The 14,762-nt window shown below is 74.2% G+C and carries 14 protein-coding genes; 9 read left to right on the top strand and 5 right to left on the bottom strand.

Annotated features, from left to right (window positions below):
- The first annotated feature begins 23 nt into the window (after nt 1–23).
- Nucleotides 24–1,157: a lycopene cyclase family protein gene (locus tag MN205_RS03685; protein ID WP_242124413.1), complete on the top strand. Its 1,134-nt coding sequence runs from the start codon at nt 24–26 to the stop codon at nt 1,155–1,157.
- On the opposite strand, the gene MN205_RS03680 is transcribed toward MN205_RS03685, so the two are convergent.
- Together MN205_RS03680 and MN205_RS03675 are read right to left on the bottom strand one after the other, a co-directional pair.
- Nucleotides 1,147–1,776, bottom strand: coding sequence for a YceI family protein (locus MN205_RS03680; protein WP_242124411.1), 630 nt, complete (start codon nt 1,774–1,776; stop codon nt 1,147–1,149). The genes MN205_RS03685 and MN205_RS03680 overlap by 11 nt on opposite strands.
- Nucleotides 1,777–1,947: 171 nt before the next feature.
- Nucleotides 1,948–2,559 (bottom strand): hypothetical protein, encoded by a 612-nt coding sequence (locus MN205_RS03675; protein WP_242124409.1) that lies wholly within the window; start codon nt 2,557–2,559, stop codon nt 1,948–1,950.
- A 205-nt stretch (nt 2,560–2,764) separates the two neighbouring features.
- Here MN205_RS03675 and MN205_RS03670 point away from each other — a divergent pair, with 205 nt between their 5' ends.
- From MN205_RS03670 to MN205_RS03640, 7 genes are all read left to right on the top strand, one after another.
- Entirely contained in the window at nt 2,765–3,028 is a 264-nt protein-coding gene (locus MN205_RS03670) for a hypothetical protein (RefSeq protein ID WP_242124407.1), read from the top strand.
- Nucleotides 3,029–3,233: 205 nt separating this feature from the next.
- Nucleotides 3,234–4,931 carry an ABC transporter substrate-binding protein gene (locus tag MN205_RS03665; protein ID WP_242124405.1) on the top strand — a complete coding sequence of 566 codons (1,698 nt, stop codon included), beginning with the start codon at nt 3,234–3,236 and terminating at the stop codon, nt 4,929–4,931.
- Between the two features lie 3 nt (nt 4,932–4,934).
- Nucleotides 4,935–5,924, top strand: a complete 990-nt coding sequence (locus MN205_RS03660; protein ID WP_242124403.1) for an ABC transporter permease — start codon at nt 4,935–4,937, stop codon at nt 5,922–5,924.
- 29 nt (nt 5,925–5,953) lie between these two features.
- A complete protein-coding gene (locus MN205_RS03655) occupies nt 5,954–6,919 on the top strand; it encodes an ABC transporter permease (protein ID WP_242124402.1) in 966 nt (321 codons plus the stop codon).
- On the top strand, nt 6,916–7,803 hold the full coding sequence (locus tag MN205_RS03650) for an ABC transporter ATP-binding protein (RefSeq protein ID WP_242124400.1): 888 nt from the start codon (nt 6,916–6,918) through the stop codon (nt 7,801–7,803). The genes MN205_RS03655 and MN205_RS03650 overlap by 4 nt, the downstream gene beginning before the upstream one ends.
- A complete protein-coding gene (locus MN205_RS03645) occupies nt 7,800–8,741 on the top strand; it encodes an ABC transporter ATP-binding protein (RefSeq protein ID WP_242124398.1) in 942 nt (313 codons plus the stop codon). The genes MN205_RS03650 and MN205_RS03645 overlap by 4 nt, the downstream gene beginning before the upstream one ends.
- Nucleotides 8,728–11,241 carry a hypothetical protein gene (locus MN205_RS03640; RefSeq protein WP_242124395.1) on the top strand — a complete coding sequence of 838 codons (2,514 nt, stop codon included), beginning with the start codon at nt 8,728–8,730 and terminating at the stop codon, nt 11,239–11,241. Before MN205_RS03645 ends, MN205_RS03640 begins: the two co-directional genes overlap by 14 nt.
- Before the next feature lie 52 nt (nt 11,242–11,293).
- On the opposite strand, the gene MN205_RS20215 is transcribed toward MN205_RS03640, so the two are convergent.
- Genes MN205_RS20215 through MN205_RS03625 form a run of 3 tightly spaced genes read right to left on the bottom strand, consistent with a single transcriptional unit; the run spans nt 11,294 to nt 14,012 of the window.
- Nucleotides 11,294–11,914, bottom strand: coding sequence for a GerMN domain-containing protein (locus tag MN205_RS20215; RefSeq protein ID WP_242124393.1), 621 nt, complete (start codon nt 11,912–11,914; stop codon nt 11,294–11,296).
- A complete protein-coding gene (locus MN205_RS21475) occupies nt 11,911–13,317 on the bottom strand; it encodes a HAMP domain-containing sensor histidine kinase (RefSeq protein ID WP_242124391.1) in 1,407 nt (468 codons plus the stop codon). The genes MN205_RS20215 and MN205_RS21475 overlap by 4 nt, the downstream gene beginning before the upstream one ends.
- Complete coding sequence (locus MN205_RS03625; protein ID WP_242124389.1) at nt 13,314–14,012, bottom strand: response regulator transcription factor; 699 nt, start codon at nt 14,010–14,012, stop codon at nt 13,314–13,316. The genes MN205_RS21475 and MN205_RS03625 overlap by 4 nt, the downstream gene beginning before the upstream one ends.
- Nucleotides 14,013–14,209: 197 nt before the next feature.
- Between MN205_RS03625 and MN205_RS03620 the strand changes: the two genes are divergently transcribed.
- The gene (locus tag MN205_RS03620; RefSeq protein ID WP_242124387.1) at nt 14,210–14,554 is read left to right on the top strand and encodes an STAS domain-containing protein; all 345 of its coding nucleotides are present in this window, start codon (nt 14,210–14,212) and stop codon (nt 14,552–14,554) included.
- The last annotated feature ends 208 nt before the right edge of the window (nt 14,555–14,762 follow it).

Raw genomic sequence — 14,762 nt, 5'->3', positions numbered from 1 at the left:
TCGGGCACTGGGACCCTAGGGCCGTGGCGGGTTCGGGAGCGAGCGGTGGTCGTGGCGTGGTCGTGGTCGGCCTGGGCGCGGCGGGCGCGAGCCTGGCGTGGCGGCTCGCGGGTTCCGGCGTGCCGCTGCGGGTGGTGGAGGCCCCGGCGGGGTCGGGCCGGCGCACGCAGCCGCGCACCTGGTGCACGTGGGGTGCGGCCGGGCCCGGGCCGTTCGGGCACCTGGTGTCGGCGGAGTGGCCGAGGGTCCGCCTGGTCTCCGAGGGAGGTGACGGTGTCGCCGCCCACCTGGGTGGCTGGCGGTACCGGATGCTGAGTTCCGAGGACCTGGACGCTGCGGTGCGCGATCGCCTGCGGGCGGTGGGTTCCGTGGTGGAGGAGTCCGTCGTGGACGATCCCGCGGAACTGCGCGAACCCGGCTGGACGGTCGTGGACACCCGGCCGGTCCCGGTTCCGCGGACGGGCCGCACGCTGCTGCTCCAGCACTTCCTGGGCCGGCGGGTGCGCAGCGAGCGGCCGGTGTTCGACGCGTCGACGGCGACGCTGATGGACTTCCGGGTTCCGCAGCCTGCGGGCGGGGTGGCGTTCGGGTACGTCCTGCCCACCTCGGCGCACGATGCGCTGGTGGAGTACACGCTGTTCTCGGCGTCGGTGCTGACGCGGGGGCAGTACGAACAGGGGCTGCGCGATTACCTGCGGCGCAGCGGGATCGGTGAGGTGGAGGTGCTGGGGGAGGAGCAGGGGGTCATCCCGATGACGGACGCCGGGTTCCCGCCGTCGCCCGTCCCCGGGGTGCTGCGCTGGGGGGCGGCGTCGGGTTCGGTGCGCCCGTCGACGGGGTACGCGTTCAGCGCCCTGCAGCGCCAGGCGGACGTCCTGGCCGAGCGGGCTCGTGCGGGTGAGCCGCTGGTGCTGCCGCCGGCTCACCGGCGCCGGCACCTGCTGATGGACTCGCTGGTGCTGGAGGCGCTGGCACGCGGCCGGCTGGACGGCCCGGGTTTCTTCACGGGGCTGTTCGCGCGGAACCCGGTGCACCGGGTGCTGGGTTTCCTGGACGGCGGCACCGGCCCCGCGGACGACCTGCGACTGATGGCGTCGTCGCCGCGGGGACCGATGCTGCGCACGGTCCTGGGGAGGGCCCTGCCGGTCAGGCGTTGAGGACGGCCTCGACGTCGAGCTCGAGGTCGACCTTGTCGGCGACGACGAGGCCACCGTTGTCGAGCTTGGCGTCGAAGGAGATGCCGAAGTCGCGGCGGTCGATGCGGCCCTTGGCGGAGAACCCGGCACGGGTGCCGCCGTAGGCGTCGGGGCCGAAGCCGGACACCTCCAGCGTGAGCGTCACGGGACGGGTGACGCCCTTGAGGGTGAGGTCGCCGGTGAGCCGGAACTCCTCGCCGTCGTGGGTGAGGGCGGTGGAGACGAACGTGGCCGAGGGGTGGGTGGCGACGTCGAAGAAGTCGGCGCCGTGGACGTGCGCGTCGCGCTGCTCGTTGAACGTGGTGAGCGAGGTGACGTCGACGGTGGCGGTGACCGTGGAGCGGGTGGGGTCCTCGGCGGTGACGAGTTCGCCGGACACGGCACCGAGCCGGCCGCGGACCTTGCTGACGGCCATGTGCCGCACGGTGAAGGACACCTCGGAGTGGGAGGCGTCGATGGTCCAGGTGCCGGCGAGGTAGCCGGGCACCGCGGGCAGCCCGGCGGGTGCGGGCAGGGTGGCGGTCGCCGTCCCGTTCGCGGTGCTCGTCGTGTCGTCGTTCTTGCGGCCGAACCAGCCCATGGTGGTCTCCCCAGATCGTTGAGCATTCAACTTCTGAGCCGAAAGTACCCCCTCTTCCCTTGAAAGTGCAACTACCTTCACCCGTCCGCCCCCTCCCCACCCACGGTGATCTCGCGGGGTCGAAGGCTCAACCGCGCAGGACCACCGCGGGGGGGGCGGGGAGGGTGAGGGTCAGACGACGGTGCCGCGCTCGAAGAACCAGGCGACCGTCAGCGCCACCGGGTCCACCGAGCCCTCGTGCACCGTGCCGCGCGCACCGTCGGCGGCCGCCCGGTACGCCGCGTTCAGAGCTGTGACCACCGGCACCCCGGCCGCGTCGGCGCCTGCCAGTGCCCGCGCCGCCGGCTCCATCGCCCGCAGCACCGGGGTACCGCCTCCGGCCCCGGCCGTGCCGACGTGCTCGGCCGCCAGCGCGAGCTCGCGGGTGCCGACGTCGCCGGAGCACGCCTGCGCCAGCTCCCCGAACCACCTCGCCAGCGGCTGCAGCGGCCCCTGGACCCGCCCCGCCCCGCGGGCCACGGCGCCGAACACCTCCGCGGGGGCCGATCCGGGCGGGAGCGCCTCCACCTCCTCGTCGGCCGCCAGCACGGTCTCGACCAGCGTGGCTGCCACGCCGTCCAGCTCGCCGCGCCGCGCCACGACCTGGTCGCGGAAGCCGCCCCACCACGCCAGCACCCGCCGCGCGTCCAGGTCGGCCGCGCGCGTGCCGCGCACCGGCCGCACCGGCCTGCCGTCGTGGAGGACCTGCAGCAGGTCCTCCGCCGTCCTCGCCCGAGCGTCCACGTCGACCTCCTCCTCGAGGGTTTCGAGCGTGGCACCGGCGGGGGCCGGTCGCCACTCGGCGCGGGAGGGTTCGACCGCGCCCCTTGCGTCGTCACTGAGAGTGAGGAAGGTGGGCGCGATCCGACCCTCAAGCGTGCGGCGAGCAGGACCGATGGCTCAGGTGTCGGTGACGCTCCGTCCCGATCACGACTGGAGGAGAATCACCGTGTCCGCTGCCCGCGCCCTCGCCGCCCTCGCGCTCGCCGGTTCCGTGCTCGCCGGGTCGGCGGCCCTGGCCCCCGCCGCCTCCGCCGCGCCGAAGGCGCCCGTGAAGATCACCTCCACGGCGAAGGCGACCTCGAAGGCGCCGGTCGAGACCGGCCACCTCCGCAGCGTGTCGAAGGGGCACCTGCGCGACGTGTCGAAGGGGCACCTGCGGAGCGTGTCCGAGGGCCACCTCCGCAGCGTCTCGAAGGGCCACCTGCGCTGACTCGCGGGGCCCGCCGCGGCGGCCGTCCGGCGGTGCGGTCGCTGTGCGCAGCGAGCCGTGGCGGATCGTTGACACGCTAACTCAAGCAGGTTAAGAATTGCGGCCTGGCAGGCCGTGCCCGTCCACCGACGCCGATGGGGGCGCCCGTGGAGCGGCCTGGCGCTCGCACCGCCGCGACGACGCGGCGACGGAACGAGGAACGCTCATGCCCCTCTTCTCCCCCCGCCGTGGCCCGCGCCGGACGACGACCGCTCTCGCCGCGGGATCCGCCGCGTTCGCCCTGCTCGCCACCGGCTGCTCCGGTTCGGAGGAAGCCGCCGCGGACCGCTCCAGCACCCTCGTCGCGTACACCGGCCAGGCCGGCGACTACCAGCAGAACTTCAACCCCTACGCCCCCTCCTCGATCGGCGGGCAGGGGACGATCTTCGAGCCGCTGTTCTTCATCAACAAGGCGCAGGAGAGCGACCCGGTGCCCCTGCTGGGCACCGACTACTCCTGGAACGAGGACGGCACCCAGCTCAGCGTGACCCTGCGCGAGGGCGTGACCTGGTCCGACGGGGAGCCGTTCAGCGCGGAGGACGTCGCGTTCACGTTCGACATGCTCAAGAACACGCCGGGCATCAACGGCACCGGCTACGACGGGACCGTCGCCGTCGTCGACGACACCCACGTCACCTTCACCTGGGACGCGCCGGCGTACACGTCCGGCCCGGACGTCCTCAGCCAGATCTACATCGTGCCCGAGCACCTGTGGAAGGACATCGACCCCACCACGGACATCATGGAAGCGCCCGTCGGCACGGGGGCGTTCGAGCTGGGCGACTTCAAGCCTCAGGCGTTCACCTTCGTCGCCAACGAGGACCACTGGGGCGGTGCGCCGGAGGTGAAGACGGTCCGGTACGTCGCCCTGTCCGGCAACCAGGCCGGCGCGGACGCCATCGCCGGCGGGACCGTCGACTGGCAGACCGGCCCGGTGCCGGACATGCAGAACGTCAACGAGAACTTCCCGTCGTACGACACGGGCACCGCGGCGCAGAACCAGATGGTGCTGGGCACCTGCGCGAACGTCGCGCTCGGCTGCACCGGCCCGCAGACCGACCCCGCGGTGCGCCGGGCGCTGTTCTACGCGATGGACCGCACGCAGCTGAACAAGCTGGCGTTCCAGGACACCGCCGCCGAGATCTCGCCGACGTTCGCGCTGACCGCCACGCAGGAGTCCACCATCTCCGACGCGGTCGAGCCGAAGGTCGCCCCCGACGGCCCCGACCTCGCCGAGGCGTCGCGGATCCTCGAGGAGGCCGGCTACGTCAAGGGCGCCGACGGCATCTACGCCAAGGACGGCCAGCGGGTCGCCATGACCATCGAGGTCGTCACCGGCTGGACCGACTACATCACCGCCATCCAGACGATCTCCCAGCAGGCGAAGGCCGCCGGCATCGAGCTGCAGGCCGCGCAGTCGTCCTGGAACGAGTGGACCGACAAGCGCATGAAGGGGAACTTCCAGCTCGCCATCGACTCGCTGTGGCAGGGCCCGTCCCCCGACCCGTACTACCTCTACAACTACTTCTACGCCGGCGAGATGACCGCCCCCGTGGGTGAGAAGTCCCCCGGCAACAACTACTCCCGGTTCTCCGACCCGGCCGTCGACGCCGCGCTGCAGACGCTGCGCGGCCTGTCCCCGGAGGACGAGGCGGGCCGGCAGGCGCAGTTCGACGTCATCCAGACCACGATCGTGGACCAGATGCCGTACATCCCGATCCTCACCGGCGGCACCACCAGCGTCTGGAACGTGGAGAAGTTCTCCGGGTGGCCCGAGGACGACGACCAGTACGCGTTCCCGGCCGTGTGGTCCGCGACGGACGCCGCGGAGATCCTCAAGAACCTCACCGTCAACGGCGGCTGAGCCGTGAGCTACCTGCTGCGCAAGCTCGGCTTCTACGCCGTCGCGTTCTGGGCGGCGCTGACGCTGAACTTCCTCATCCCGCGCCTGCTGCCCGGTGACCCGGTGGACATCCTGCTCGCCAAGCTGAGCCAGCGCGGCGCCACCGTGACGCCGGAGACGCGGAAGGCCTACGCCACCCTGCTGGGCGGCGACACGGGCGACCCGATGATCCAGCAGTACTGGACCTACCTGACGAACATCGCCCGCGGCGACTTGGGAACGTCGATCAGCTACTTCCCCGCACCGGTGACGGAGGTCATCGCCGCGTCGATGCCGTGGACGCTCGTGCTCGTCGGCATCGCCACCGTGCTGGCCGCCGTCCTCGGCGTCGTACTCGGTGCGATCGCGGGGTGGCGGCCTGGCAGCTGGCTGGACTCGCTCGTGCCGTCCACGACGCTGCTGGCGGCGGTGCCGTACTTCTGGCTCTCCCTCGTCCTGGTGTACGTGCTGGCGCGGCAGCTGGAGATGTTCCCCTCCCAGGGCGGCTACGACGTGGTGCTGACGCCGGGGTGGAACCTGGAGTTCATCCGGTCCGCCGCCTACTACGGGTTTCTGCCCGCCCTGACCATCGTCATCGGTTCCGTCGGCGGGTGGCTGCTGGGCATGCGCAACATGATGGTCTCCACCCTCTCGGAGGACTACGTCCTGACCGCCCGCGCCAAGGGCCTGCCGGCGCGGCAGGTGATGCGGAACTACGCGGCGCGCAACGCGGTGCTGCCCTCCATCGCCGGGTTCGCCATCGCGCTGGGGTTCGTGGTGTCCGGGTCGGTGGTGACCGAGCAGGTGTTCTCCTACCCCGGCATCGGCTCGCGACTGCTCGGCGCCGTCACCAACAACGACTACGCGCTCATGCAAGGCGTCTTCCTGTTCATCACCCTGGCCGTCCTCGGCGCGAACCTCGTCGTTGACCTGCTGTACGGCCTCATCGACCCGCGCACGCGGGCCCGGTCCTGACCACGCGCCCGGCGCCCCGCGGAGGAGACATGACGAACACCCAGCCCCTCACCGAGCCGGTGGTGCAGCGGCCGCCCGCCGCCGGTCCCGCCGCCCGCCCCAAGGCCGCCTGGCGGCTGATGCTCCCCACGATGACGCCGTGGCTGGCCACCGGCCTCGCCCTCGTCGCCGGCATCGTCCTGTTCGGAGTGCTCGCGCCGTTCCTGGTGGGCGACCCCGACCGCATCCGCGACGTCGGCCTGACCGGCCCCTCCGGCGGGCTGTGGCTGGGCACCACCCAGACCGGCCAGGACGTCTTCGCGCAGCTGGCGTTCGCGACCCGCGGCTCGTTGCAGATCGGCCTGATCGTCGGGGTGCTGGCGACGGTGCTCTCGGCGTTCTTCGGCATCTACGGCGCCTACCTGGGCGGCGTGGCCGACGAGGCGTTCTCGCTGCTGTCGAACGTGTTCCTCGTCATCCCCGGCCTGCCGCTGGTCATCGTCATCTCCGGTTTCGTGCCGCGGGAGAGCCGGGGGCTGTGGACGATCGCGGTGGTTCTGGCCCTGACGAGCTGGGCGGCCTCGGCGCGGGTGCTGCGGGCGCAGACGCTCTCGGTGCGCAACCGCGACTACGTGGCCGCGGCGAAGCTGTCGGGGGAGCGGCCGTGGCGGGTGATCGCGGTGGAGATCCTGCCGAACCTGCTGCCGGTGCTGGCGTCGCAGTTCGTGTTCGCCGTCATCGCCGCCGTGCTCGGCGAGGCGGGGCTGTCCTTCCTCGGCCTGGGCGCCTCCGGCTCCTCGACGCTGGGCACGATGCTCTTCTACGCCCAGAACGGCTTCGCCCTGCCGCTGGGGGCGTGGTGGTGGTTCGCCCCGCCGGGCCTGGTGATCGCCCTGTTCGGCACCGGCCTGGCCCTGATCAACTTCTCCATCGACGAGATCGTCGACCCGAAGCTGAAGAACGCCCGGCTGCACCGGCGGCGCACCCGCCTGGCGGCGAAGGGCGGTGCGGCGTGAGCACCACCACCTCGCAGCAGGCCGGCCCCGGCACCGCCGTCGTGAGCGTCCGGGACCTGACCGTCGTCTACGAGACCGAGCAGCCCGTGACGGCCGTGAAGGGCGCGACCCTCGACCTGCACCGCGGGGAGATCCTCGGCCTGGCGGGTGAGTCCGGTTGCGGCAAGACCACCCTGGCGTACGCGGTGAACCGGCTGCACCAGCCGCCGGCGCGCATCGCGTCCGGCTCGGTGACGTTCCACGACCGCGACGGCGGCGACGTGGACGTGCTGGCCCTGGCCGACGAGGAGCTGCGCCGGTTCCGCTGGGCGAAGCTGTCCATGGTGTTCCAGGGGGCGATGAACGCCCTGAACCCCGTGCGAACGATCGGCGCGCAGCTCGACGACACGCTGCGCGCCCACGACTCCTCGCCGGGCCGTCGAGCCCGGCGCGAACGCTGCGCGGACGTGCTGACCCGCGTCGGGGTGGACCCCGGCCGGCTGCGCTCCTACCCGCACGAGCTGTCCGGCGGGATGCGCCAGCGCGTGATGATCGCCATGGCGATGCTCCTGGAGCCCCAGGTGATGATCATGGACGAGCCGACGACGGCGCTGGACGTCGTCGTGCAGCGCGACATCCTGCGCGAGATCGTCCGGTTGCGCGACGAGCTGGGTTTCGCCGTGGTGTTCATCACGCACGACCTGCCGCTGCTGCTGGAGATCAGCGACCGCATCGCCGTCATGCTGCGCGGGGAGGTCGTCGAGCTCGACACCGCGCAGAACCTCTACCGGAACGCGAACCACCCCTACACGCGCAAGCTGCTCGGCTCCTTCCCGAGCCTGCACGGCGAGCGCGGGGGCTTCGTGCGCACCGGACCGACCGAGGAGAGCGAGGGGCTGCGGTGACCAGCGTGCACGTGCGGGGCCTGACCAAGGACTACCGGATCCGCGGCGGCCTGCGCCGGCGCCCGCTGCGGGCCGTGGACCGGGTGAGCTTCGACCTGGTGCCCGGGCGCACCGTGGCGCTGGTGGGCGAGTCCGGGTCCGGCAAGTCCACCATCGCCAAGGTGCTCACCCGCCTGGAGGCGCCCACCGGCGGCGACGTCGACGTCCGCCTCGACGACGGCACGCCCGTTCGGGGATCGCTGTACCGCCGGCACGTGCAGATGGTGTTCCAGGACCCGTTCGCCTCCCTGAACCCGTTCCACACCGTGGAGCACCACATCGCGCGGCCCCTGCAGCTGCACGGGCGCACCCGCGGCGCCGAGCAGACCCGGCAGCGGGTGCTGGAGCTGCTGGAACGCGTCAACCTCACCCCGGCCGCGGACATGGCCGCGCGCCGGCCCCACGAGCTGTCCGGCGGCCAGCGCCAGCGCGTCGCCATCGCTCGCGCCCTGGCTCCCGGTGCGCAGGTGCTCGTCGCCGACGAGCCCGTCTCCATGCTCGACGTGTCGATCCGCCTGGGCGTGCTGAACCTCCTGGGGCGCCTGCAGCGCGAGGACGACCTGGCGGTGCTGTACATCACGCACGACCTCGCCACCGCCCGGCACTTCTCCGACGAGGTGCTGGTGCTGTACCGCGGCCGCGTCGTCGAACGCGGACCCGCCGACGACGTCATCCTCGACCCGCACCACGACTACACGAAGCTGCTGGCGGCCGCCGCCCCCGATCCCGAACGGCCCGGTCGCGTCGCCGCCGGCGAGGCGGGCGTCGACCGCGGCGCCATCGACAACTCCGTCTGCTACGACCACCGCACCCGGTCCTGGGTGCACATCGACGACGTCGCGGCGACCGCCGACGGCGCCGCCCACGACGAGGGAGCCGCGACCCGTGCTCGAACGTGAACTGACCGGCGGCTGGACCCTGCACCGCGCCGGGGGCGAGGCCCCCGCCGAGGTCGCCCGCGCCCTCGCCGCGAACCCGCTGGACGTCTCCGTCCCCGGCACCGTGCACACCCACCTGCTCGACGCCGGCCTGATCCCCGACCCCTACCTGGGCGAGAACGAGGCGGCCCTGGAGTGGCTGCACCGCAGCGCCTGGGAGTACCGCCTCGACCTCGGCGCCGTGCCGGGCGCCGGGCCCCCCGCGGACGGCGAGCGCGTGGACCTGGTGTTCACCGGGCTGGACACCGTCGCCACCGTCACCCTCGGCGGCGTGGAGCTGGGCCGCACCGCGAACATGCACCGCACGCACCGCTTCGACGCCGGCGCCGCCCTGCGCGCCGGCGCCACCGGGCTGCGCGTGCGGTTCGACTCGGCGCTGGAGCACGCCGAGGCGGTGGAGAAGGAGATCGGCTACCGGCCCCGCGCCTACGACCACCCGTTCAACGCCGTGCGCAAGATGGCGTGCAGCTTCGGGTGGGACTGGGGACCGGACCTGCAGACCGCCGGGATCTGGCGGCCGGTGCTGCTGCAGCGCTGGCGCACCGCGCGGCTGGCGGCGGTGCGCCCCCTGGCCACCCTGGACGGCACCACGGGCCGCCTCGCCGTGCACGTCGACGTGGAGCGCTCCGGCCTGGAGGAACCCGGCGAGCTGCTCGTGGAGGTGGAGCTGCCGGGCCTCGCCGTCGCCGGTGCGGTGCGCGCCGCCCCCGGCGACACCAGCGCCACCGTGCTGCTGGAGGTCCCCGGTGCCCCCGTGTGGTGGCCCGTCGGGTACGGCGGGCAGCCCCTCGTGGACGTGGTGGTGCGGCTGTCCGCCGGCGGTGCGCAGCTCGACGCGCGCGAGCTGCGCACCGCGTTCCGCACCGTGGAGCTGGACACCACCCCCGACGAGCACGGTTCCCGGTTCACCCTCGTCGTCAACGGCGTGCCGGTGTTCGCGCGCGGCGTGAACTGGATCCCCGAGGACCACCTGCTGACCCGCCTGACCCGCGAGCGCTACGAGGCGGCCCTGGACCGCGCGCTGGAGGCGCACGTCAACCTCGTGCGCGTGTGGGGCGGCGGGATCTACGAGTCCGACGACTTCTACGACCTCGCCGACGTCAAGGGCCTGATGGTGTGGCAGGACTTCCCGCTGGCGTGCGCCGCCTACTCCGAGGAGGAACCGCTGCGCTCGGAGATCGTCGCCGAGGCCCGCGAGAACGTCACCCGCCTCAGCCCGCACCCGTCGCTGGTGCTGTGGAACGGCGGCAACGAGAACATCTGGGGCCACGAGGACTGGGGCTGGAAGGAGCAGCTCGGGGAGGCCACCTGGGGCCTGGGGTACTACGAGCAGGTGTTCCCCGCGGTCCTGGCGGAGCTGGACCCCACCCGCCCGTACTCGCCGGGCAGCCCCGCCAACCCCGGCGTACCCGCGGGTGAGCTGCACCCCAACGACCCCGGCCACGGCACCACCCACGTGTGGGACGTGTGGAACGAGCGCGACTGGACCGCGTACCGCGAGCGGGTCCCGCGCTTCTGCTCCGAGTTCGGGTACCAGGCGCCACCGGCGTGGGCGACCCTCACCCGCGCCCTGGGACCGGACGACCTGCGCAAGGACTCCCCGGCGTTCCTGGCGCACCAGAAGGCCGTCGACGGCAACGGCAAGCTGGACCGCGGCATGGAACCCCACCTGGGCGTGCCCACCGCTTTCCGCGACTGGAACTGGGCCGCGCAGCTGAACCAGGCGCGCGCCGTGGCGTGCGGGGTGGAGCACCTGCGCTCCTGGTGGCCGCGCACCGCCGGCAGCGTGTACTGGCAGCTGAACGACTGCTGGCCGGTGACGTCGTGGTCCGTCGTGGACGGCGACGGCCGTCGCAAACCCGCCTTCCACGCGCTGCGGCGCGCGCACTCCCCGCGCCTGGCGACGTTCCAGCCGCGCGACGGCGCCGTGCACCTGCTCCTCGTCAACGACACCGGCGAGGCGTGGACGGGGCGTGCGCACGTGCGGCGCACCGCCCTGGACGGGCGGGAGCTGGCCGCGGTGGTGCTCCAGGTGCGGGTGCCGGCCCGCGAGGTGCGGGTGCTGGCCCTGCCGGGGGAGCTGCGGGAGGCCGGTGACGCCACCGCCGAGGTCCTCGTCGCCGACGTGTCCTGCGAGACCGGCGCCGCGGGGTCCCGGGCGGTGCACCTGTTCGCGGAGGACCGCGACGTCGCCTACGACCCGGCGCCCCTGCGCGCCGTCGCCGAGGAGGTCCCCGGCGGGTGGGCGGTGCGGGTGCTGGCCACCTCCTTCGCCCGCGACGTCACGCTGCTGGCGGACGTGGTCGCGCCCGACGCCGTCGTCGACGACGGCCTGGTGACCCTGCTGCCCGGGGAGGCGCACGCGTTCACCGTGCGCACCGCCCACCGCGTCGAGGCGGAGCGCTGGCTGGACCCGCTGGTGCTGCGCTCGGCGAACTCCCTGGCGGCGGCGCGCGGGTGAGCGGGACCGCCGGGGCGGCGGGCCACCGCGGCCGCCGCCCCGGCGGGTGCGCTCAGCGCACCGGCGTCGCCGGCTCGGGACCGACCAGGGCCGCGTAGTCGCCCGCGCTGACGGGGTCGGCGGTGCGTTCCCCGCCGGGCAGCGGCACCTCCAGGACCTCCCCGTCGCGCAGCAGCTGCACGTCCTGCACGCCCGGGGCCGTGGTGGCAGTCAGGACCACCTGCCCCACCGCCAGCGGCAGGCGGTCGGCGGCGATGTTCTCCGCCAGGCCCTCCACCGACACCCGGGCGGTGCCGTCCACGACGGGTCCCGTGCTCAGCCGGACGTCCGGCCCGAGCGCGCTGCTGAGCCCGTCGGCGCGCTCCTGCTGCCCCGGCCCGGCCGACAACCGCTCCAGGAGGTCGCCCAGCCGCGCCGGGTCGCCCGTGCCCTGCGGTCCGGCGCTGCCCAGCGGCACCGCCAGCAGCCGGTCGCCCGCGAGGAAGTACACCCGCGGCCCGCTGCTCGTCCCGGCGGTGGCGGAGCTGTCCGCGGACGGCTCCGGCGCCGGTTCCAGCAGCCCGTACGGCACCTCGGTGGGTCCGATCTCGCGCACCTGCCCCTCGGAGGGCGCACCGCAGGCGGTGAGCACGGCGGCCGCCACCAGCGCCGCCAGCGGCCCGCGCGCCCTCACGCCCGCCGCCCGGCTCCCGGCGCGCCGCCCCCGACGCCGGCGAGCGCGCGCGCCACCGGCAGCTCCACGACGAAGCGGGCCCCACCGCGCGGGGACACCGCGCAGCGCACAGAGCCGTCGTGGGCGCGGACCGTCTCCGCCACCAGGCTCAGCCCCAGCCCCGACCCCGGCAGCGACCCGCGCGAGCCGGCGCGCGCGAACCGCTCGAAGACCCGCTGCCGCTCCCCGGCGGGCACGCCCGGCCCGGCGTCGTCGACGAGGAACCGCACCCGGTCCCCGCTGCGCTGCACCCCGACCTCCACCAGCCCCTCCCCGTGCCGGTCGGCGTTGTCGAAGAGGTTCACCAGCGCCCGCGCGAGCTGCTGGACGTCCACGTCCACCTGCGCGCCGTCGTCGTCGGCGCGCACCGGCACGTGCGGGCGGCCGCTGCCGTCCAGGGCCTGGCGCGCCAGGTCCACCGCGCCGGCGCGCACCCGCGGGCGGGAGGCGGTGCCGGACTCCAGCCGAGCCAGCTCCAGCAGGTCGTCGAGGGTCTGCTGGAAGCGGTCCAGCTCGCGGCCCACGAGGTCCAGGGCCTGCTGCGAGCGCTGCGGCAGCTCGTCGCGGCGGCGCTGCAGCAGCGCCACGCTGGTGACGAGCGTGGTCAGCGGTGAGCGCAGCTCGTGGCTGACGTCGGCGCTGAAGCGCACCTCCCGCTGGATCTGCTCCTCCAGCGCGTCGACCATGCTGTTGAAGGACCCGACGATCGTGGCCAGGTCCGGGTCGGTGGTGGGCGGCAGGCGGCTGCCCAGCTCCCCGCCGGCGATGCTGGCCGCGGTGCGGGCCACCGCGTGCAGCGGCGCGACGGCGCGCCGCGACGCCCACGCCCCCAGCAGCGCGCCGCCGAGGGCGGTGGACAGCGCGAACGCCGCCAGGGCGTTGCGCACGGCGAGCAGGGTGCGGTCCAGCTCGTCCGTGAGGGTGACCTCGTAGAACTCCGCGCCCACCACCGGCAGCGGCACGCCCACCGCGATGGCCGACTCGTCGCCCACCCGCGTCCACGTCACCCCCGCCGTGCCGGACGCGACCGCTGCGCTGAGCTCGGCGGGCACGTCGTCGGCGCCGACCTGCAGGGAACCGGAGTACCAGCGCCCGTCGCGGCGCACCAGCAGCTCGGAACCGGTGGGTGGTGCCACGGCGCCCAGCACGTCGGCGACGGTGACCCCGGAGGTGCGCAGCCCGTCGCGCACGGAGGAGGCGTCCACGAACGCCTGCCGCACGGCGGTGTCCTCCCGCTGGCCCAGCAGGTACTCGCGGGTCACCGCGTGGGTGCCGATCGCCGCCAGCGTCGCCAGCGCGGTGGCGCCCAGGGTGAAGGAGACGGTGACGCCCGCGCGCAGCCCCAGGGGCCGCGGCCGCCTCACCGGCGGTCCAGCCGGTACCCCAGGCCCCGCACCGTCGTCACCAGCCGCGGGGCGGACGGGTCCGGCTCGACCTTGGTGCGCAGCCTGCGCACGTGGACGTCCACGATGCGCTCGTCGCCGAAGAAGCCGCGGTCCCACACCCGCTCCAGCAGCGTGCGGCGGCTGAGCACCCGACCCGGCGCCCCGGCCAGCTCCCGCAGCAGCCGGAACTCGGTGACGGTCAGGTGCAGCTGCTCGTCGCCGCGGCGCACGGTGCCGGCGGCGGCGTCCAGCACGAGGGGCCCGTCCACGGAGTCCAGGACGACGGCGTCCTCCGCGGCGCTCGCCCCCTCGGCGCGGCGGCGCAGGGCCCGCAGCCGCGCGAACAGCTCGCTCAGGTCGAACGGCTTGGTGAGGTAGTCGTCGGCGCCGGCCTCCAGGGCGGCGACGATGTCGCTCTTGTCCTGGCGGGCGGACAGCACGATCACGGGTGCGTCGCACAGCGGCCGGACCCGCCGGATGAACGTGAAGCCGTCGATGCCGCCGAGCATGAGGTCGACGACGAGGACGTCCGGCTGGGCGCCGTCGGCGACGGTGGCGAGGGCCTCCTCGGCCGCGGCGCAGCCGGTGACGAGGTACCCCTCGTCCTCCAGGGCCAGCGTCAGGGACGTCCGGATCCCGTCGTCGTCGTCGAGGACCAGGACGCTCGTGGACACGTCCGCATGTTGCCAGCGTCGCGGCCCCCGGCGCGGGCCGGGGGTGATCCGGTCACGGATCGTCACGGAACCGCAATGGACCGGGTCGGGGAACCGCAACACGCCTCGGTCACTGTGGGTGCCACGCCCCGCTCGAGAGCAGCGGGGCGGCCAACGTCCCGCGCCGCGACCGGCGCGGGCGCACCGGGGAGGGGAGCGTGGACGCGTTGCAGGTGCTCGATCGCGACGGGGCCGTCGGGACGTCCCCGGAGGAGGGCGTCACCGTGGTGGCGCTCCACGAGGGCTGCCTGCGCCAGGGCGTCGGTGCGCTGCGCCGCACCCTGGGCGAGGCGCTCGACTCCGGCACCTCCACCCTCGTGGTGGACGTGTCCGGGGTGGAGCACCTGTCCTCGGTGGTCGTGGCGCTGCTGCTGCGCGCCAAGCGGTGCTGCCGCGTGCGCGGCGGGCGCGTCGTCCTGCGCGGGCTGGGTCGCGACGACCTGGACGTGCTGCACCGCACCGGCCTGGCCCCGCTGTTCGACATCGAGCCGGCCACCCGATGACCCGCACCGACGGAGCGACCCGAGGAGCCACCGTGAACCCTGTCATCCCCACCTTCACCGCCGAGCTCACCGCCCAGGTGGAGCTGGCCCTGTCCGAGCAGCGCGCGGCCGAGGTCCGCGGCGACGCCGAGGCCGCCGAGGTCGCGGCCGGGCGCGTGGCCGACCTGCGGGAGCTGCACGCGCGCTCCGCCGAACCCCTCGTCGCGCC

It is taken from the genome of Kineococcus sp. TRM81007, from assembly GCF_022669155.1.
In the GTDB taxonomy this organism is placed as follows: Bacteria; Actinomycetota; Actinomycetes; order Actinomycetales; family Kineococcaceae; genus Kineococcus.
This window is presented reverse-complemented; position numbering and strand designations above follow the sequence as displayed.

What these genes read in the sequence shown, in the direction of transcription:
- MN205_RS03680 (WP_242124411.1), bottom strand. Translation starts at nt 1,776, where the DNA reads ATGGGCTGGTTCGGCCGCAAGAACGACGACACGACGAGCACCGCGAAC.
- MN205_RS03665 (WP_242124405.1), top strand. Translation starts at nt 3,234, where the DNA reads ATGCCCCTCTTCTCCCCCCGCCGTGGCCCGCGCCGGACGACGACCGCT.
- MN205_RS03655 (WP_242124402.1), top strand. Translation starts at nt 5,954, where the DNA reads ATGACGAACACCCAGCCCCTCACCGAGCCGGTGGTGCAGCGGCCGCCC.